The sequence below is a fragment of the Sodalis ligni genome, from assembly GCF_016865525.2.
Classification (GTDB): domain Bacteria; phylum Pseudomonadota; class Gammaproteobacteria; order Enterobacterales; family Enterobacteriaceae; genus Acerihabitans; species Acerihabitans ligni.
Genome location: NZ_CP075169.1, coordinates 3595635 through 3614713, shown reverse-complemented (window position 1 = coordinate 3614713; position 19079 = coordinate 3595635). Strand labels below are relative to the sequence as shown.

At 46.8% G+C, this 19079-nt stretch carries 17 protein-coding genes, 1 tRNA gene and 3 pseudogenes; 2 read left to right on the top strand and 19 right to left on the bottom strand.

The annotated features are described in order from the left end of the window. Positions 1-96 precede the first annotated feature (96 nt). The 17 genes and pseudogenes from GTU79_RS16825 to GTU79_RS16740 all read right to left on the bottom strand — a co-directional run bounded on the left by GTU79_RS16825 (position 97) and on the right by GTU79_RS16740 (position 16270). Positions 97-306, bottom strand: a complete 210-nt coding sequence (locus tag GTU79_RS16825; protein ID WP_203521119.1) for a TraR/DksA family transcriptional regulator — start codon at positions 304-306, stop codon at positions 97-99. Next, entirely contained in the window at positions 296-880 is a 585-nt protein-coding gene (locus tag GTU79_RS16820) for a DUF2857 domain-containing protein (protein WP_203521120.1), read from the bottom strand. Before GTU79_RS16820 ends, GTU79_RS16825 begins: the two co-directional genes overlap by 11 nt. A gap of 244 nt (positions 881-1124) precedes the next feature. After that, positions 1125-1310 carry an AlpA family transcriptional regulator gene (locus tag GTU79_RS16815; protein WP_203521122.1) on the bottom strand — a complete coding sequence of 62 codons (186 nt, stop codon included), beginning with the start codon at positions 1308-1310 and terminating at the stop codon, positions 1125-1127. Positions 1311-1452: 142 nt separating this feature from the next. Further along, positions 1453-2326 (bottom strand): annotated as a pseudogene (locus GTU79_RS16810) (hypothetical protein). Positions 2327-3137: 811 nt separating this feature from the next. Next, a pseudogene (locus GTU79_RS30495) lies at positions 3138-3233 on the bottom strand (SDR family oxidoreductase); the annotation flags it as partial. A gap of 62 nt (positions 3234-3295) precedes the next feature. Continuing rightward, a complete protein-coding gene (locus tag GTU79_RS16805; RefSeq protein ID WP_253073668.1) occupies positions 3296-3817 on the bottom strand; it encodes an SDR family NAD(P)-dependent oxidoreductase in 522 nt (173 codons plus the stop codon). Positions 3818-3929: 112 nt separating this feature from the next. Continuing rightward, a complete protein-coding gene (locus GTU79_RS16800; protein WP_214513168.1) occupies positions 3930-5258 on the bottom strand; it encodes a 3-deoxy-7-phosphoheptulonate synthase in 1329 nt (442 codons plus the stop codon). A gap of 97 nt (positions 5259-5355) precedes the next feature. Then, positions 5356-5562, bottom strand: a complete 207-nt coding sequence (locus GTU79_RS16795) for a hypothetical protein (protein ID WP_214513167.1) — start codon at positions 5560-5562, stop codon at positions 5356-5358. A gap of 218 nt (positions 5563-5780) precedes the next feature. Then, positions 5781-6402 (bottom strand): annotated as a pseudogene (locus GTU79_RS31455) (SDR family oxidoreductase). Between the two features lie 604 nt (positions 6403-7006). Continuing rightward, positions 7007-8569 carry an AMP-binding protein gene (locus tag GTU79_RS16775; RefSeq protein ID WP_253073320.1) on the bottom strand — a complete coding sequence of 521 codons (1563 nt, stop codon included), beginning with the start codon at positions 8567-8569 and terminating at the stop codon, positions 7007-7009. Positions 8570-8601: 32 nt separating this feature from the next. Further along, on the bottom strand, positions 8602-8940 hold the full coding sequence (locus tag GTU79_RS16770) for a hypothetical protein (RefSeq protein WP_214513164.1): 339 nt from the start codon (positions 8938-8940) through the stop codon (positions 8602-8604). 101 nt (positions 8941-9041) lie between these two features. After that, positions 9042-9980 (bottom strand): acyl-CoA synthetase family protein, encoded by a 939-nt coding sequence (locus tag GTU79_RS16765; protein WP_214513163.1) that lies wholly within the window; start codon positions 9978-9980, stop codon positions 9042-9044. Then, positions 9973-10266: an acyl carrier protein gene (locus GTU79_RS16760; RefSeq protein WP_203521131.1), complete on the bottom strand. Its 294-nt coding sequence runs from the start codon at positions 10264-10266 to the stop codon at positions 9973-9975. Before GTU79_RS16760 ends, GTU79_RS16765 begins: the two co-directional genes overlap by 8 nt. 758 nt (positions 10267-11024) lie before the next feature. After that, positions 11025-12458 (bottom strand): prenyltransferase/squalene oxidase repeat-containing protein, encoded by a 1434-nt coding sequence (locus tag GTU79_RS16755; RefSeq protein ID WP_214513162.1) that lies wholly within the window; start codon positions 12456-12458, stop codon positions 11025-11027. Beyond that, complete coding sequence (locus GTU79_RS16750; protein WP_214513161.1) at positions 12455-13774, bottom strand: phenylacetate--CoA ligase family protein; 1320 nt, start codon at positions 13772-13774, stop codon at positions 12455-12457. The genes GTU79_RS16755 and GTU79_RS16750 overlap by 4 nt, the downstream gene beginning before the upstream one ends. A gap of 86 nt (positions 13775-13860) precedes the next feature. After that, a complete protein-coding gene (locus GTU79_RS16745; RefSeq protein ID WP_253073319.1) occupies positions 13861-14577 on the bottom strand; it encodes a sterol desaturase family protein in 717 nt (238 codons plus the stop codon). Between the two features lie 283 nt (positions 14578-14860). After that, positions 14861-16270, bottom strand: a complete 1410-nt coding sequence (locus GTU79_RS16740; RefSeq protein WP_203521137.1) for an MFS transporter — start codon at positions 16268-16270, stop codon at positions 14861-14863. Positions 16271-16412: 142 nt separating this feature from the next. On the opposite strand from GTU79_RS16740, the gene GTU79_RS30490 reads away from it, so the two are divergent. Both GTU79_RS30490 and GTU79_RS30485 read left to right on the top strand, forming a co-directional pair. Continuing rightward, the gene (locus tag GTU79_RS30490; protein WP_253073318.1) at positions 16413-16775 is read left to right on the top strand and encodes a LysR family transcriptional regulator; all 363 of its coding nucleotides are present in this window, start codon (positions 16413-16415) and stop codon (positions 16773-16775) included. A 2-nt stretch (positions 16776-16777) separates the two neighbouring features. Further along, positions 16778-17335 carry a LysR family substrate-binding domain-containing protein gene (locus GTU79_RS30485; RefSeq protein ID WP_253073667.1) on the top strand — a complete coding sequence of 186 codons (558 nt, stop codon included), beginning with the start codon at positions 16778-16780 and terminating at the stop codon, positions 17333-17335. Between the two features lie 214 nt (positions 17336-17549). Here the strand turns inward: GTU79_RS30485 and GTU79_RS16730 are convergent, their stop codons facing one another. Next, on the bottom strand, positions 17550-18815 hold the full coding sequence (locus GTU79_RS16730) for a tyrosine-type recombinase/integrase (RefSeq protein WP_203521139.1): 1266 nt from the start codon (positions 18813-18815) through the stop codon (positions 17550-17552). Positions 18816-18975: 160 nt separating this feature from the next. Continuing rightward, a tRNA-Asn gene (locus GTU79_RS16725) sits at positions 18976-19051 on the bottom strand. Positions 19052-19079: the final 28 nt, after the last annotated feature.

Genomic DNA, 19079 nt, shown 5'->3' with positions numbered 1-19079 from the left:
GATTTGTGATGTTTGGCGATTGATCAGATCGCTCAAACCGGATTGAGTTCCCTTCGGTGATCTACTATTAGGCGCAGTTATTTAGGCGTCGTATTCTCAGCGTTGACGGCGTTCAAGTGCTGTCTGGCATTCAATACAGGTTGTCACGCCCGGCAAAGTCTGACGCCGTTTATCGGGAATGGGTTTACCGCACAGGCGACAGTAATACAATGATGGCGTTGCAGTCGATTTGAAACGGTTCTGTTCAATCATATCCTCCAGACGCTGTTCATTAAATTCTTGATCGCGATCGATTTCATCCGGCATGCGATGTCCTCCTGTCCAACGCTTCTTTTTCGCAAAGCGTAATACGGTTCAAGACGGCAGTGAGGGACGGACCATTCCCTTGTGAGGACAATTCTTCGGTTACCTGCATCATGACATCCAGCGCGTTGAGCGATGCGATATTTCCCGGATGGCGTTTCTGCCATCGTCGCCAGATCTCGGCATCGGTCTCTTCATCTGGTATGGGCGTCCGGCCATGAGGGATAATGATCCCCAGCAACCGGCGACGGATGCAGACTTCATTGGAGGTGAGGCCAAAATATTGGTTCAGTAGCGCAATCGAACCGCCCAACGTCATGGCCCGGTTAATCTGTTGCTGGCGCTGAACTTCCTGACGCGACAATGCCAGGATTTGGTGTAAAGCGTCATGATGGACAGTGACAGCCATAAATTGCGCTGATGCCCGGCTGATGATAAACAGTTCATCCAGGGACAGCTGATTGAGGGCGTTCATTTCATCGAAAGTGAAACCCAGCGCTTCGCAGTGGCGAATGTTGCCTTCCTTAAGGGCATGCAGGGCGTCGGTTAATACGGCGTAATTCAGTGATGGGATCATAATGACGCCTCCCCCCGCTGTTTTCCGTGAAGTCGGCGCAACAGGGGATCAAATAAGATCCACCAAACCATAGAAATGTTTTCAGGAAATAACCAAACCCACGGTTTTAATTGATGTTCTGATTTCATCGTCATTAGGATCACAGATGATTCCGGAACTGAATTCAAAAATCATTCTCTGGTTCGGGCTGACAGGCAAAAGCGTGCAGTGATTACCTTTCATAATCATTCTCTCTCAAACGGTTTCAGCGGTTGGTTAATTTCAAGTTAATCCATTCATCAATTTCAGATTCGAGCCATGCCACGCTGGCCGGGCCAATCTTAATTGAGCGCGGGAAACTGCCGATTTTCATATACAGATAGATTTGCGAGCGCTTCAGACCGGTTTTGTCTTCAACTTGTTTCAGACGTAATAACTGATGGGATGTCACGGTTATCTCCTGTGGCAGAAATGGGTTATGCCTGGAGATAACACGACAACACAGAGGAGGTCGGAGGAGAAGTGGATGAGCCCGTATTACGGGTTTCATAATCCTTAATACGGACTTTCAGATAGATGTATGACTGCCAAAATCATGCTGATGTTGAAGTGAATGTGGGGGAGCCGCGTTTGAGCGCAGTTTTCAGTGTATCGCCACTCAGCCGGTCGGTAATCCCCTCTTCTGATGCCCATTGCTCGAAAATAGAAAGCAGCTTATAAGGCTGTCTGATTAATGGGCTGATAGTCTCATTATGTTTGCAGGCAAGCCAGAACAGGCGAGATAATGGCGTGGATATCCGTGTTGAGGAGGATGGGAGCGTTTTTTTTTAACCAATATGTCGATTAACTTTTCAAGTTCCGCATAACGGATGACAAAACAGGCGTCCTGCGGTAAGTCATGAAGCGGAAAACATCCTTTGTGATCGTACTTTTTTATTCTTTGGTCTGAAATTTGTTCATCAATATCTGGTGCAATATTTTCCGGCAGTCGCATGATTTGTTGTTTTATCCTTTCCCGCCATGTGATTTTCTCAAATATCTGAAATATCTCCCCGTAGAGACTGACAGTAATACCATAATTGGTATTTTTTGCTCCAGTTACGGGGGATGGAATGCGCCGAGTGCGAGCCAGTAAGCGTTGTGCCTGGACATATTCGTATCCGGCCGATGTCGTGTCCATAACCCTTTGTGCGGGGAAAATGTATTGACCTTGGGTACTAATGACTAGATTCCTCCCACAAAGAAAACAGTTTTTGTCCAGTTGGCATAGTCGGTTAATTAGTGAGCTTTCTGTCGGCCTGAGTTTCACTTTATGACCTGACGTTTGAACTTTTCGTAATATAATAGGAGACTGGAAATAAATAGATAAGAGAATGTTTCCATATAAAGCATGACGATAAATTTCGCTATTTTTAATTTTTGTTGTCGTTAATTTTTCACTACCTTAACAGCTTCTCTAATAGTAATCCAGTCAGGTTTTTAGTTGTGATGTTTAAGGTGTTGTTGTCTTTAGCATGAACTATCTCCTTTTCCATAACAGGTTATTGTGTTCTATAAAACGCATTCCTTAAATTTATAAAGGCATGCGAGTTCCTTCCTGAAAGTGGTCAGAAAGAAGGTGTGTATTCTTATAGATGAATATGTGTCTGGTTTGAGAAATGAGATATTTAAATTTATCCAATAGTTGACGTGTTCATAAATTATTTTATATCTGAGAAGCGTACAGAAGAAAAATGGCTCTTCCGTATGACTGGCCGTTCATCAGAAAGAGCCATTCAAACTCGGCTAAATACGTAACTACTCTGATGCTTGAAAATATTACGAACAAAAATTCTTATCCAGTTCTTATAGAATTCATGAAGAATAATTTTTGTTTCAATCCTGATTAGTGGGCATCTAAAAGAAATTGATAATTTCGCTCTCCATGCCGCTACCGCGCATTCTAACGTTCTTAAAAGAAAGGGCACAAAGCCAAGACCCTAGGCAATTAGCAAAACGCCAAAAATAGATGCCATCTCCTAAGCAGCTCTTCAGACAAACGTCTGTATTATCATCGCAACTGAGTTGTGCCTTTCCTAAATTTTCAAAGCCTGTGTTTGGTAAAATAGTCCACATATCATTTCATCAATTACGATCAAAATCACGACAAGATAAAAGACCGCTTGTCTACACGATGAAATGACCAAAATCATACATCTCGCCCCAATAAATAAATTTGAAACCATGACATACCATTGACGTCCTATATGCTGTGTTTTTGAAAGCCATGCATTTAAAACTAGGCGATATGCCAACCACCGTTGACAGATATTGTTGCACCTGTAACGAAGGAAGCGTCGGCAGAAGCGAGCCATGCTACTGTTCCCGCGATGTCTTCAGGAACTCCAACTCGTCTTAAGACGGTCTCATTTACTACCTCGCGTTGTCTTTTCGGGTCTAAAGGTCCACCAAAAGATCGGTATTGGCAATTAGTCCTGGTGCGATCGCGTTTACAGTTATTCCTTTACTACCAAGTTCACGGGCCAGGCAACGTGTAAATCCCAAGACTCCAGCTTTTGCCGCTGAATACGCAAGCCCTCCAGGTCGGCTACTTCCAGCCAATCCAGCGATGGAACTTATATTGATTATGCGTCCTCCAGGGGATTCTATATAAGGCAAGGCAGCAAGCGATACGATGAATGCGCTAGTCAGGTTGGCTATGAGCACTGCATCCCAATTCTCGATAGCCTGAGCAAAGGGACTATCGACACTCACGCTTTGGATTGATCCTACATTGTTGACCAAAAGTCGAATTTTACCCATTTTCTGCGCCAATGACTGAATTGCTTCAAAAGCTTTCTCCTTATGGCTGAGATCAACGGCCGACCAAAGTACATCTTGGCCGATTTCACCTGCAGCTTTTTCGATCCGCTCAGCGCTTCGCGATACGATTGCCAGCTTGAAACCGTCATCATGCAGACGTTTAGCAATGGCATATCCAATGCCGCTTGATGCACCTGTAACTATTGCGCACGCGTTACTGCGAGAAAATTTTTACCCATTTAAGGCCCCTCCATCGACGTTTTGAGTTCTATCGGGTTTCCTGTCGCATTCTGCTAGCTAGAAAGAATGCCATTTCTACAGCCTGGGAGGCATTGAGCCTCGGATCCACAGCGCTCCTATAGTACGAGGGAAGATCAGACTCACAGAGACCGATCGCGCCACCAAGACACTCGGTAACGTCCTCCCCGGATATTTCAAGGTGAACTCCTCCAAGTCGTGTTCCTGCCGTCTGATGAAGATCGATGGCTATCTCGATTTCGGAACATATCCGATTGAATTGTCGCGTCTTGTAGCCAGAGGCGGTGTTTTCAGTATTGCCATGCATAGGATCAACCATCCAAAGCACATGGCGCCCCTCTCGCTTAATTGCATCGAGTAATGGCGGAAGTTTCCTAGCAATATGGCTTTTGCCCATTCTCGTAATTAAACAAAGTTTTCCAGAGGAGTTTGACGGATTGAGAATGTCGATTGTATATAGCAACTGTGCCGCTGTAGTATTAGGACCAACTTTTACCGCAATTGGATTGGATATTCCACGGAGGTACTCCATATGGGCCCCTTCGGGCATCCCGGTACGCAGACCAAGCCAAGGGAAATGCGTTCCCAAATTTGTCCACTTATCATCCGGCATAGCGCGTGTTAATGCCTGCTCATAATGTAAGTGCAGCGCCTCATGGGAGGTATAGCAGAGTCCATAATTTCTGTGTTTATTAATTGAAAATGCCGAGGCGGGTCGCGCTGAATCTAAAGCCCTGGAAGCAAAGTGATGGTATCCTTTTGTGTTATAGTCGTTTTCCATGCCCGCCAGATTCCAAGTGTCAGGTTTATCTATATCGGGCAATCCTTCATCCAATAGATTTCTGACCATATTAAGCGTAAATGCGGAGTGAGCGTATGCCTCAAATAAGCGAGCCGGGTCATAACGGCGTGCCTCAGATGAGAACTCTAAGCTATTTATAATATCTCCGCGGAATGAGGGTAGGGTAATGCCATCGCGAGATTCGAAAGGCTCGCTACGTGGCTTTGCATATTGTCCTGCAATTCTGCCAATGCAGACAATGGGGAGCTTCAAGTCATGAGCCAATACGCTTTGCATCCTCATGAGTGTACATACCTGCTTGACTATAATTTCAGGAGTGCAGTCTTTAAATCGTTCAGCGCAATCGCCCGCTTGCAACACGAATGAGCGGCCCTCTTGAGCTTCTGAAAGTTCAGCCTGGAGTTTCGTAATCTCATGAGGAGAAATCAATGGTGGAAGCGTGTGCAAACGAGCCAGCACACGATGTAAATCTTCGTTATCGTCGTATTGAACATCTTGTGCTATGGTTGCCCGCTGCCAGGAGTCAACGGTCCACATACCGGGCAGCGGTTCAGATATAAAAGTTGATTAGTTTTCATGGTGATTGCCTCTTACGATTGAAGTTAGCAATAGAATCTGGAGATGATTCACTTAATCAGTTTATTGGCTGAACACTTTTAACAATTTTCATGTAATATTTATCGATTTCCAGGCCTTCTAAATCGAGTTTCCCAGCGCTATTAGACCATTTGCGCCGTGCAATATCGAAACGAGACATATCCACCTCCCCAGACTCAGATAGCTCTTCCTTCAAATGGTTAATAAGAGGATAAAGAGAAGAGGCTTTCTTGATGTCATCCAAATGAGCCAATTTCTGTTTAAGCTGGCTAATCCAGGTCTTCAGGTCGTCGACACGCAGAATTGAAGGATGTAGTTCCGTGAGTAGATCAATTAAATGGTTGAGGAATAAACCCTGTCCTTTTCTACTCGTAACGTGGTAGGTCGTGAACTCCGAACCTGAATTGAAAATAATATCGGTAATAGCGTTCGAGGCGACATCAACAGGGACGCCACTAACTTCTAATTCGTTGCCGGCGGCGCTGAATGAAATAGGGCGACCTTAACGGTGAGAATGCTCTTAAGAAGACGGAAAAGCGTGTCGACATCATTTATATCACTTTGTACTTGTGTGTGCGGTAAAAGTAGCCCACACCGGAAAATGTTTAATGGTACTTTATAATTAGCGCTTATTTGCCCGAGTAAAACTTCGGCTGCCCATTTGCTTGCTGCATAGCCCGAGATTCCTCTATCCTCTGGGTAAGATTCGCAAAGAGTAAGCGCATCTTCATATTCATAATAGGGTTTATTTCTGTCGAGGATAAACCCGTTGCAATAGTTGAAATAAAGTGTATCGGCTTAACGCGTTTGGTAATAGCTAGTCTGGAAACCTCCACGGTCCCGCCGACATTTGGAGAATAGAGCTGAGCATATGAAAAACATGATTGACTAGAGCGCCGTTGTGTACGATAGCATCAACCTGCCCTGATAATTTTCCCCACAGAGTTTCATCGAGCCCTAGGTAAGGCTTCGTAAGGTCGCCAGCAAGAGGTATAAGCTTTTGTTGCGACAACATGGAAGATATAAAGCCTCGTCGCGGGTCGGTCTCAACGAAGCCATCTAACAGTCTTTTTAGCGGTAGCATGTGTTTTGCTCTCACTAAGCAATATAAAAACCATTGCTCGGAAGATTGGACATAATGTCGTAAACAAGATTGCGGCCAAGAAAACCAGTCGCACCAGTTAAAAGAGAATGTTTGGTGGTGAACTGCTAATAACCGGTCGGAGCAAATCTCCGGCTGTCGTTTCACCAAAAATACGGAAGGTCGCAATTGCCCCAGTTCAGGTTTGACGAGGGTGTTTACTGCATCTGTCGCAAGCCCGTTAGATTTGATTTCCAAGGCTCTCTGAATGAAGGCGGTCACATCTTCTAAGATATCGATAGATGGATCAAGGATGAGAGAAATCGGCACCTCAATTCCTGTGCCTTCTTTTAATGCCAGAGTAAATTCGACAGCTGTTAGAGAATCGCCCCTAAATCCCTAAATGCTCGAATATTTGATTCGAGTGCAACATTATGACCAAGTGTAGCCTTCAGCGCGTAGATAATTTTATCTGGTAGGGTTGTCGTTTTAGAATTGGTAAGCTGCTGAAATTGGCTTTTATCTTGGACATTTCGTTCATATAGCTGAGCTAGAGCGTGTCCATATTTTTCTTTAAGCCGTAGGCGAGCTGGTTTAGAACTATCAGTCAGCAGGCCATTTTCCTAGAAAAGGGCGTAGTCTCAATTAATACATCACGTGGGATTTCATAAGCCTTAAGATTGTTTTGTTTCGCTATCCGCTGGAATTCCGCAAGTAAACGGTCACGTATTATATTTTCGTTCGCCATTTCTCCTGTCTCTGGAGAATGTTCATTCATAAATACAGCGGAGGGGACAACGATTCCTATGATATGATCCTGACGGCTGTCCGCATACAAATAGAGTTGGGCTACTATCTCGCTTTCATCTACATACAGGCTTTCCAGACGCCACAGGCTCACGAATTCTCCCTGAGCCAGCTTCACTATATTGCTGCACCGGTCTATCCAAAGGAATTCGCCGTTGGGGCGTTGTTCGAAAATATCACCTGTGCGGATGAATTCGTCTTCATCGAATAGTTCGAGGGTAGCCTGTTTATCATGCAAGTAACCCGCTGTTGCGAAGGTCGTCTTAATTCTAAGTTCGCCTCGGGGAAAGGGGGTGTCGCTCGTCAAATATCCCAGTTCAGGCACGTCCACGAGTCGATGATCGGTGACTACGCTGCTTGTAAGCCTGTTTTCAAACGACACGTATCCAGCTTCAGTGCTACCATACATGTCATAGACAGGAACTTCGAAGGCTCTCTGAAGAAAAGATGTTACTTCTTCACCCGTAGGGGCTGTGCCCGTCCGCATGAACATAAGGCGGTCGCCAAGCAAACCATAACGCAAAGTTTCTTCAATTTCGGTACGGTCTCTGCAAGTATCACGGAGTTGTTGCGCAAATCCTGATTGATAAGCATGATAAATGGCCTGTGCAACTCTAGGAACCAGTGTCAACGTGGTTGGGCGAGCGAGACAAATATCCTCCAGGAGAGAAGACATATCCCCAAACGTGGTAAAGTGCAGACGTCCACCCCGAACAATCGATTCAATCACGTTTAACTGACCCATCAAGTGATTTTGAGGCATGTAACTGACGCCCACATCAACTTGGGGCATGGGATGTAAGAGCTCGGGGTCTCCGCCTCTATTTTCTGTCAGCGCTTTTTTCCAGTATTCCCTTAGCGCATATTCAGTGAACATGACGCCTTTCGGCAGTCCTGTGCTTCCCGAAGTATAAAGTATAAGACGCAACGAGTCCTCAGCGGCACTATTTCGCTGCCAGCTATGCTCATTGGCTGTACTGTCATTTTCCAGCTGACGAAGATCCGTTATCAAGGGGCCATCTTGAGTACCAATAGTTTCCCTTATCTGGGTTGATCGAATATCTTCAATGTCCCTGACTGATGCATCCCCTATAAGGATAATTGTTGATATATGCCAGTTTTGCCTAGTTGCGTTGACCAAGAGATCGATGCAGGAAACAGAGGTAAAAACTGTTTCGATTCCAGCTTTGCCTGCTATTTTAGCGATATCGCCACTCGGTATATTCGCTGGTAAGGGAACTATAGCTGCTCCAATGTAAGTGCAGGCGTATTCAGCAATAACGTAATCAAGCCCAGTTGGTCCCAGGAAGCCCACCATGGCCCCGCTGCGAACCAAATCCAGTTTGCTGAGTCTGCGAGCCAATCGGACAATACAGTTCCAAAATTCATTATAAGTCAGCCAAGTGTATTTATCATCAATTCTTGGGGATGACAGCTCGTATCAACTTTTCGGTAACCGAATGCCGCCCTCGCTCCGTATATTTTGCAGGCTGTTTCTACATAATCGATCACCGATTGGCAATCTTTAAATAGATCTATATGTCGTGAAGGCTCGAATAAAAGCTCGCTATAATTAATGTCCTCATCAAGGAAAGCACAGGCGCGTTTGCGCGCGAGCATGAAAAGCCGTGCATTCGCTGAATTTACTTCATAATTAGGCGATTGCCTATCTATCTCTGAAGTTGACCTTCTTAGCGCGTGCCCTAATTGATCAACTGAATGTTTAATTTGCATATTGAATTCTCCGAACTATTGGCTAATGTCAAATTGCGTAGGTGGTCATTTCTCCAAAAGGACTTTGCCAAGCCTATTTCTTGGGATTTTGGATACAAGTTTCACCTCATGAGGGAGTGGTAGCCCTTCGCAACCATTTTAATACAAGAGATCAGGTCGTTTCCTATGTAAGAATCGGGGCGGACTACCAAGTAGATGTCGTAGTGTTCCCCACGAACCGCGCTCCTACGGGCAATACAGGCAACGTCGGCGATAGACTCAAGAGTACGGATCCGTAACTCTATGAGTTCCAGGTTGCATCGACGACCGTCGACTTTAACGAACCGGCTTTCACGGCCAACGTAAGTAAAGTGTCTTCTGTCGGGCATCACATCAACAAGATCGGGAAGCGTCCAGGTATGGGGCGCAACCACTAGATCAAAGCGTCTTCCAATCCGCGGACTTGATATTGAAAGCCGAGAAGTGCCGGAGGAATAATCTCCCGCTAATTCCACGTCGCTTACAAGCTGCCATGGCTTTGTATAATCGGTATTGGCTTCTCGGGTTGCGATAGCTCCTGTTTCTGTAGACCCTAAAATTTCGATGACACGTGCTCCTTGTTTGAGTAGATATTCTATCCAAGGCTGGCATAATTTAGGCAGTAGCCCACCACTATGAAGTACAATCCATTGTTTCGGGCTAGTATAACGAGCCATTTCCCAAATTATTCTCCAGCAGCCTGGGGTGGCCACAATTAATAGGTGCTCATTCCCTTTGAGCTTTGGCACATCCAGCATATTTCGCCAAGCTTCGGTTACCTTCACATTTATATATGATGGTAAGTGATGCGCAAATACATAGCCGTAAATATGACGGGTGGGGGCAAAGCTAATAATGCGATTTAATTTGGTGACTCTGCCGCTTAAAATAACCTGAATTTCCTGATCAAGTTGTTCACGAGAACGAAACCATGCTATTGGCATGGCGGTATGTCCCGAGGTCTCGAAACGTACTTCAGGAGTAGCGCCTGTATTAACCATAATGGACAGTGGCTTAGTCACGATGTACCTCTATATCTTCAAGTCGATCGGCCACAAATTGTGAAATGCGATCGATCGTCGCAAACCAATACCGAACATCGTCCGTTGTGAAGTCGACCTCAATACCGAATCGTTCTTCAATGGCGAATATGCACTCACTTGCCGAAAGGCTGTCGTAGTTGTCGAGTACATCAGTAAAAACACTATCGGCTGCGATACTCTGTACGTCTCCTCCAAGATGTTTTGCCAGTACGTTTCGCACTGTGGGAACCAAAGACGAGGCGGTCGCTGGAATTGGAACACTCATAATTTTGCCCTCTATGTGTCTATTGATTGGCGCATATCAATTCGCCGGCCGATGAGTAAAAACATCTCTTTTGTCCACTGGCTCAAATCGCACGTACAAGAACGCTGTTTGCTTGAGTTCCAGAGCTTGCTGAAGCTCATGTGCCATGTGTGTACGAAATACGTCGTCTCTCTGCATTGATATGCAGCACTGCACCATTGCAAAGGATATGGGAGACAGATTTCCATGAACGTCATTTTCTTCGATGGCCTTACCAGTGAGTCTGTCCATCGGGAATCCGCCTGCAAAGACCGTCTCTGGCGACGCCGTGTGGAATCGAATAATGACGTGCTCCCGAATAGTGTCTTGTGAAAAACCAGCGAGTTAGGCGCACTGCGATTCGTCGGCGAACCGCAGGCGTTAACTCAGGAGTTGTGATATCGATTGTCGGCATACTTCCCCTACAGGCATAAGGCCGGAAGGTCATGTGATCGGTCAGATAAGCGCCGACGCAGTAATGCACCGAGGCAACCGGCTAATAAGTCGTCTGTAGGGGAGCCAGGGAGTCCATGCGGTACCTCTCGATGAAGTTATCCTGTCGGTAAAAGCGCGCAATGACGGTATGTCAACGCTTAAACCAAAGCGATCCGCCGTCGCCACCGCCTCGTAGGTGGTTAATAGGTCCGGCATCCTCGCACCTATATTGGCGTATCCACCGCCGCGGGTACGGTGCTTTTCAATAAGTCTAAGCACAGCATCTTTGTCAACGTTGCTAGTGACTAGGTGACGGATCCGATAGGCTTGCAGCCCCGCGCGTAGCGAGGCTGGCCACCCGGGACATTGGAATAGGTATCCTCGCCGGCTGTATCGGGCTGGTGACAAGATTCGATAAACCCTATTACTGACGGTAGAGCTGTTGGATGCCCAGCAAGCGATATGGCTTCGATTGCAGCAGCAGTAGATACCATATCCGAACCTCGTCCCTCCCAGTAACCGAAGCCACCATCCGGGTTTTGAAGCCCCAGCAGCCAATCAACAAGCTCATTTAATTCTGGTCTTGGACTTTCGTAGTTACCTTGTATAAAAGCGCCTGCAGCTAACGCCCAAAGTGTGCAGCGCACTTCTGCACCACGACCAGGCATATACATCACGCCAGGCTCATTTGGGAGTTGACAGGACTCTATCCAAGAAACAAGTTGGCGCGCCTCATCTCGATTAGGTGTGCCCTCAAGTATTTTCGCCGAAGTACTGAGTACATCGGCTGCTTTCCCTGTCTCCCGATAAGTGAAACCTCCATTGGAGCATTGCATGGTGCCAAGAACGTATCTCACGCTGGGTCTGACAGATTCAATTTCAGCTTTCTTGCCCAAAGCATTAAGGGACCCGATTGCACAGAATGAGGCCCATACGTCTTCTATGGGATAACTCTGCCAGCGTACAAAAGCTCCATTCTTCCCACGTTGTCGCATTATCCAACGGACACACTGATCCGGGTCAGCACATGGTTTTCCTAGTGCTGCCAGAGTTTGAGTAGCGCGATAGGTGGCCCACATGCAAGGAATTTTTGCACGCTCGCTGAAGGTAAATCCTCCCTCAGAATGCTGCCTGTCCTGCAACCAACTGCTTAGTTTGGTTATATCCCATGGAGGGGCTACGTTTACTTTGGTGGAAATGGCTCTCCAAGCCATCACGCCATAAAAGCAGGCCCGTGCATCCGCTAAACCTTGATTTGCATGTTCTGGGCTCCAACTCAATCCACCGGTTGATGTTTGAAGTGAGCCAAGCCACCGTAGGAGTGACGATGTTCCAGGTGGCAATTCCCTGCAGATTTCAATGGCTGTACGGGCTGAAAAGTGCGTGGCCCAGATATCAGGTCGCTGGCCGGGCAGCATTCCAAACGCGTTACCGTCCCATGTAGTCCATAGCCAGTCTTGCGTTCTGGATAAGTTTGGTATAATGCTTCCTAAATCTACGATCGCCTGGGTTGAATAGAACGTGGCCCAAGCATCAGATTGCATGCCCCGACTCCAGCCATATCCGCCGTCACTGTTACGCCGGCTATTTATGTAAGCTAACGTTCTCTCAAAGAAATCGTCGTTGAATGCGTAGTTTAACCAACGCAACGTACGCACTGCCGCATAAGTGCACCATAAATCAGGCGCGGGGTTAGCAGGCGCAGATACTATGTCGTGATCCTTTCGTTCAAAAATCATGCTGCCACCTCAATCACTCTGATGTTTGAACGTTTCCAGCTTTTCTGCGACGCACCACTTTTTGTGTTGGTGGGGAGAGTATTCACGAACTTAATTTCGTTCCAGATCATGCCCAACCGGGTAAGCGAGTGGGACTGAATGTCTTTAACAATGCGGGGCTCGTCCGCGCGGTCCCACTCCGGATTTCGTTCTATTAAAAGACGAGCAAAGCTTCCATCCTGCACAGCTTCGATCAGATATCCGGTCGCATTAGAAACACCATAAACGACCTCTTCCAGACTGCGCACAGTAATTGGTTGTGCATGTATAGTGATTGCGTCTGTGCTTCGTCCATGGACCTCTATCCATGGGCTACTGGCACCACATGGGCAGCCGACAGATACGGTTACCAAATCTCCTGTATCAAGCCGCAATAGTGGACGGGCGTGGAGATTCAGTGGTGTAACGACTAAGCGACCCGCAACCTCTCCTGATTCGGGAAGAGGTTCAAGGCCTCGATCGGTTTTAATTTCGACGTAGTTCGCCCCGCATAGAAGATGTTGATGCCCTTCTTTGCAAGCCGCAGCCAGCGTGCCCGTCTCAGTACTTCCATAGCTGGCATCGAAGGCGGTAGCATCCCACCACTTGCCCAGACGAGCGCGAAAAGCGGAAGTATTAACTTCGCCGAGCAGCATAATCGTCCGAACGCTTTCACTAAAGGAATGGAAGGTTCCTCTCTGTTTAAGGATTCGTGTGAATTGCTTGCAGACGCCTGGCGCTATAAAGAGAACTGTCGGAAGAAAATTTTTTGCTACTTCCTCGATCCGGTACCCGTCTGCATCGCCTATAGTGAAGTGGTATGCTTTGGCGTGTGCAATATTCAAGTCCGCGCATACATCAACGACAAGCTCGGCAACGTGCACTATGTCCGAGGGAAGAATGATGAAAACACGAGCATCAGGCCGAATGATGTGGCTCCTTGCCTCGGCTACGGAAACGGTATTCCAAATCACATCTTCTCTTAAACGAGGTGTGGGTGTAGGAAGTCCGGTTGGGCCGGTCGTCTCATAATATTTGAGCGCTTTACACACCGGCACTGCAAGGAAGTCCAGCGGATGTTCCTTGAGTTGTTGGCGCGTAGTAACTGGTAGCGTTTCAAAGCCATCCCATGAATATGGACCGATGGGCGCGTAAGCCTTGCTATTCTTTGCTCTTTCCCACAGCAGTTTGACCTTACGTTGGTAAAAAGAAGCCGGATGCCGTGAGCTCGCTTCACCTTTTAGCTCAAGTTCGGCGCTAGCATATAATTCATGAGTTCTTTCGGTTACATTTGGCATTATGGAGCCCTCGGTATATTGAAGACATAGGTTCATCATTCAGGAAATTAACCTGGTACGTTATTTAGCAATTGCCAGTCGTGCTGCTACCTGCTTCGTGGATTTTTATCCCGGAAGATCGGCCATAGCGTTAAATGGAGCCAGCTCACTTTTCCGACACTCTCCACACCGTGTTCGGAGGGGCGTCTCCGGGTGATCTTTGCCGTTCCGAAAAGGACATCCCAGAAAAAGAAAACAGTGGCGTAGTTTCCGTTATAATGCGTGATACCGTCCTCTTGGTGGAGGCCGTGATGCGCTGCATGGGTCGCGGGTGTGGAGATAAAACGTTCTAAGAACCACATAATGGGTTGCAATGCCTTGATTTTATAAAGCTTATCGTCCCATGGCACGCTGCTGTGTGCCGCGACAGCAACAATCATCTTTACAGTAACGTAAAGAAAATATGATTTGACCAGGCCGCAATAAAGTAATGCGGCAGAAAACCAATTATTGGGCATGGTTAATTGAAAACATGGATTGTCGCGATAGGCCATGCGCAGCCCCATATATTTGGCCGAATGATGGAGTCGATGTAGATTGAATAGAAGAGGAGATGAATGGCAATACCAATGCCAAAGGTATTGTACGAAATCGTCTGCGATTACATAAGCTAGAAATCCAGCCCAAAGTGGCACCCACAATAAAGCCCCTGCCACTGAGGAACTAGGTAATGCATGATGTAAGCAGTTACAAATAGAATGCCCGGGTAGACTAATAGCAAAATTAGCGCTGAAGTCGACACTTCCACGAGCGTATCTCTCCATGTCGCTTTTTGTCGAAGAATACCCCGGTTATAATTTCCAGCAACAACATGGGGCCAAGAAAGATAAAGATAACTATAAGTGAAAACGATGAAGATATTCGGTATCCATAGGAATTTCCTCTTTAAATTGTTGATGAAACAATTAACTTCAGAGAGTTGTGACGTCGCATTCCTATGCGTGAAAATTTAAAATATATGACGAAAAATTTTGAATTCATTTAGATAAATGCTACTTGCTAGTTATATTGATATCCCTACATGGAGAATATTTAAATTAAAATACACTATTTGGCTTCCCATGCCTGTGGTTCTTCTCCTGATGGAATAAATAAGACCAAAGCGAAGGTTATAAGATGAACCAAAATAACGAATGTGAAGCATGTTATATATGACTTATTCCATTCAGAAATGGTCCCTATAATTATGCCCATAAAGGCGATGCCCAGTAGTACGCCGATTTGACGTCCGAAATTCAACATTCCAGATGCAATATCCGAATAGTCGGGTATTGCTCTATGCATAATAGCTAGAGTCAGAGCTGGAGCAGTAAGACCATTCCCCAAGTTTGCTAACACCATTCCGACAATGAATAACCAAGGAGACGAATCTTGTTCCAACTTAATCAATAAAAGGGCACCCACAATTGATATAATGAGTCCGACAGAGCACGAAAAATTGATCCCTACGCGCCTGCTGAGATAACCTGATGCCAGATTAGCTGGCGAGATGATTGCCATCGCGGGAAGTAGGCGAATGCCGATATCCAATGGCGAATATGCCATTTCTTTCTGCATCATTATACTTACTACAAATAGCTGACCATAAAACGTAAGACTCAAGGCGGTGAATGCGGCCAATGCAGGAACATAGCCTGGCTTGGAAAGCAACGTGACGGGGAAAATGGGCACTAATGATCTGCTTTCTAATTTGAACAGTACAATGGCTGAGGCAAAAGCAAGAAAGGCACTGGCGTCGATCGGTAGCGAAGTCCAACCCAGGCGAGCACCCTCGATTAGCGAAAAGCATATAGAACCAAGGCATATAGCAAGCATTGCATGCGATGCAGGGTTGATTTTCGCCAGCGACTTGCCAATACCTTTTTGTACATAGTGTGAGGTTAAAAATAGAGCTACTATGCCAATGGGCACATTAACCAGGAAAATTAGGCGCCAGTTGTTAATGTGGATTAGAATCCCGCTGAGTAATGGTCCCAATACTGCTGCAATTGATACGATCGATATCCAGCGGCTCATTGCTTTTGATCGTTCATCTCTATCTCTATAATTGTCGGCTATTGAGCTAAGAGCACTTGGAGTGAAGATCGCAGCGCCAACGCCTTGTAAAAGTCTGGCTAGAATCAAAAATGTCCCATTCGGTGCAATAGCGCAGAAGGCGGAGGCGATTAAAAAAATCGTGAGTCCGCAAAGGTAGGTGAGCTTTGAGCCATATCTTGTTGAAAATGCAGCCCCTAAAAATAGCAAGGCAGCGTAAGCGAACGTGTATCCGTCTGCGACCCACATGATACCACTCATGCCAATTTTCAGGTCATTATCGATGCTATTGAGCGCCACGTTAACAGCGGTAACATCAAGGATTGCCATTACCGCACCGAGCGCAAGTGCGATCAGCTGTAACAAAGCGTTTGGTTGGCGGATCGTCTTCTTTTGTTGAAGACGATTATTGTGAGCTAGCATCTTTTGGCTCCGAGATGGCAGTTGGAGATGAGGAGCTTCTTCTATTGGAAGATGTTCCCGAACCTAGCTTTGATTTCTATCAGCATTGCTCCGAGGGTTCCAATACTAACTATCTGAACACGTGATATGGGGACAATATCAAATGATTGGGCTTCGTCAATTTAAGCAATTTATTGCTGTGGCAGAAGAACTAAGCTTTCGTCGTGCCGCAGAGCGACTTCATATGGCACAGCCGCCATTGACTGCTGCCATCCAGCGTATGGAAGATGACCTCGGTATTCTTCTGTTCGAGCGGAGCAATCGTATCGTGAGGATCACTGAAGGAGGTGAGGCGTTTCTACGAGAGGCACGGCGTACTGTTACTCAAGCCGAACGAGCTGTACGTGTCGCACGTCGAGCAGCTTCCGGGCTTCAAGGCGAACTACGAATCAATTTTGTCGATAGTGTAGCGAATCGCATCCTTCCTACCATCTTGAAAGAGTTTCAGAAAAGTTTCCTGATGTAGAGATTGAGCTTCATGAGGCGACTACTGCCGATCAATTGATCTCATTGCAAGCAGATCGTATTGATATTGGTTTTATTGTGTTGCCTATTAACCCTGAAGCTACGGTTGAAGTTACACCCATCCACTTAGATAGGTGGGTGGCTGCAGTCCCTGATTCTCATCCGCTTGCAAACCAGGATACGATAACTCTTTTCGATTTGCATGATGAGCCCTGGATACTATTTCCTGGAAGATACGGGCCTGGGATTTATGAACGAATTATCGCTGCTTGTGAAGAAGCCAACTTCGTGCCACGTGTGACTCAGCGCGTCAGGCTTATGCAAACTGCCCTAGGCTTGGTTGCCGGAGGAGTGGGCGTCGCCATTGTTCCTCATCTTCTTACTTCAATGAGGCCAATCGGCGTGCGTTTTATAGAGCTTTCTGGTCCAGGTACGCCAATTCCTTACGACATTGCGTTAGTGAGTACCAATATAACGAATCCACTCCGCGACTCTTTGATCGAAATCGCTAAGAGCGCCTTTTTTAAGAATGCGAACGCCGTGATCTACGGAGGCTCATGACGACGTATGTCCAGATATTCAGACCTTTGGCGTACTTGCAAAACAATTATAGTTGACTAGCAAGACAGTTACTCCATCCCATGGCGCAGTCCTTCTTTAATACGCCGGTTTAATTGTCAGGAAGAGGATCAGCGGATAAACACAAAGGTAAACCTCCCATAAAACAAAAAAAGCAGCTCCTGATGAAAGGAGTCTGCTTTTTGCAAGCTAATCGTCATTCTTGCACTTTGTACTGTCGGGCATAAATATACGGCGCGACATATCTCTCCCGGCATACCTCCAGATAATCCGACCACCACTGCATCATGGCTTTGCGGGCATCAAGATGTTCCGCTTTGTGGATATACGCCGCCCGCACGTTGTTGCGTTCCTGATGGCTCATCTGGCGTTCAACGGCATCCCGTGACCAAAGCTCTGATTCCATTAACGCGCTACAGGCCATTGCTCGGAATCCGTGGCCACAGACATCAGTTTTCGTGTCGTAACCCATCAGCCGTAGTGCCTTGTTGACCGTGTTTTCACACATTGGTTTATATGAGTTATGGTCGCCGGGGAATACCAGTTCCAGATGCCCTGAAATTTCCTGTATCTGCCTCAGAATAGCAACAGCCTGCCGGGACAGCGGCACGATATGTGGTGTCCGCATTTTCGCGCCACGTCCGGAATAACGGACACCGGCAATGGTGTCGCGGGTGGAAGGGAGCGTCCAGATTCCGTTTTTGAAATCAATCTCGCGCCAACGGGCGAAACGCAGCTCGCTGGAACGGATAAATAGGTGCAAGGTGAGCGTCACAGCTAGTCGGGTAAGCGTCCGTCCCGCCATGTAGCCGTCAATGCGCGCCAGCAGTTCCGGCAGATGTTCTAGGGGTAGGGCAGGATAATGGTGTTTAACGGGCGGAGCCGTCACGCCTTCCAGATTCAGCGCCGGGTTGTTTTCCACCAGTCCTTGCTGCACAGCATAACGCATGATGCTGCATAGGTGCTGTCGGGTGCGGGAGGCGACTTCCAGCAGTCCCTTTTCCTCAATCCCTTTCAGCAGAGCGGTGAAAAGTCGTGTTTTCAGTTCCGTTACCGGCAGATGCCCAATCACCGGGAAAATATGATTGTTCATGCTGGCAAGCAGTCGGCTGGCGTGGTTCTCCGACCAAGCTTTATTGCTTCTATGCCAACCCAGCGCCACGGTCTTGAAACATTTTTCAGGCGAACAGGGGGCTTTGTCAGCAACACGCTGCTGTGCCGGGTTGATATTCTGGTTCAGCAATTTTCGGATGCCATCACTCTGTAGCCGGGCGTCGGCAAGAGATACCAGCGGATAAGCGCCTAAACCGAGACGGGATTCTTTGCCATTAATACGATACTTGAGATACCAGAGACGGGAACCACCGGGATTGATCAACAAATACAACCCGTGTGCATCGGACAGTTTGAAAGGTTTTGCTAGGGGTTTACTGCTGCGGATTTTCGTGTCGTTAAGAGACATATGGGGTCACTCCATAATCGAACCAACCTGACCCCAAATCTGACCACCAATTTTTCCCGATGCAGAGGGAAAACTGAAAACGCATCGGGAAGATTTTTCACACTAACTTATTGAATCAAAATTATATAGGGATTCGCAAAGAGGTATGAAAACAAGAAATTGGCTCCTCTGACTGGACTCGAACCAGTGACATACGGATTAACAGTCCGCCGTTCTACCGACTGAACTACAGAGGAATCGTTTGAACGGGGCGAATCATATCCG

Excerpts from the sequence above, each read along its gene's own strand:
- GTU79_RS16825 (WP_203521119.1), bottom strand. The coding sequence starts at position 306 with ATGCCGGATGAAATCGATCGCGATCAAGAATTTAATGAACAGCGTCTG.
- GTU79_RS16820 (WP_203521120.1), bottom strand. The coding sequence starts at position 880 with ATGATCCCATCACTGAATTACGCCGTATTAACCGACGCCCTGCATGCC.
- GTU79_RS16800 (WP_214513168.1), bottom strand. The coding sequence starts at position 5,258 with ATGTGGACCGTTGACTCCTGGCAGCGGGCAACCATAGCACAAGATGTT.
- GTU79_RS16770 (WP_214513164.1), bottom strand. The coding sequence starts at position 8,940 with ATGCAAATTAAACATTCAGTTGATCAATTAGGGCACGCGCTAAGAAGG.
- GTU79_RS16760 (WP_203521131.1), bottom strand. The coding sequence starts at position 10,266 with ATGAGTGTTCCAATTCCAGCGACCGCCTCGTCTTTGGTTCCCACAGTG.
- GTU79_RS16755 (WP_214513162.1), bottom strand. The coding sequence starts at position 12,458 with ATGATTTTTGAACGAAAGGATCACGACATAGTATCTGCGCCTGCTAAC.
- GTU79_RS16750 (WP_214513161.1), bottom strand. The coding sequence starts at position 13,774 with ATGCCAAATGTAACCGAAAGAACTCATGAATTATATGCTAGCGCCGAA.
- GTU79_RS16745 (WP_253073319.1), bottom strand. The coding sequence starts at position 14,577 with ATGGAGAGATACGCTCGTGGAAGTGTCGACTTCAGCGCTAATTTTGCT.
- GTU79_RS16740 (WP_203521137.1), bottom strand. The coding sequence starts at position 16,270 with ATGCTAGCTCACAATAATCGTCTTCAACAAAAGAAGACGATCCGCCAA.
- GTU79_RS30490 (WP_253073318.1), top strand. The coding sequence starts at position 16,413 with ATGATTGGGCTTCGTCAATTTAAGCAATTTATTGCTGTGGCAGAAGAA.
- GTU79_RS16730 (WP_203521139.1), bottom strand. The coding sequence starts at position 18,815 with ATGTCTCTTAACGACACGAAAATCCGCAGCAGTAAACCCCTAGCAAAA.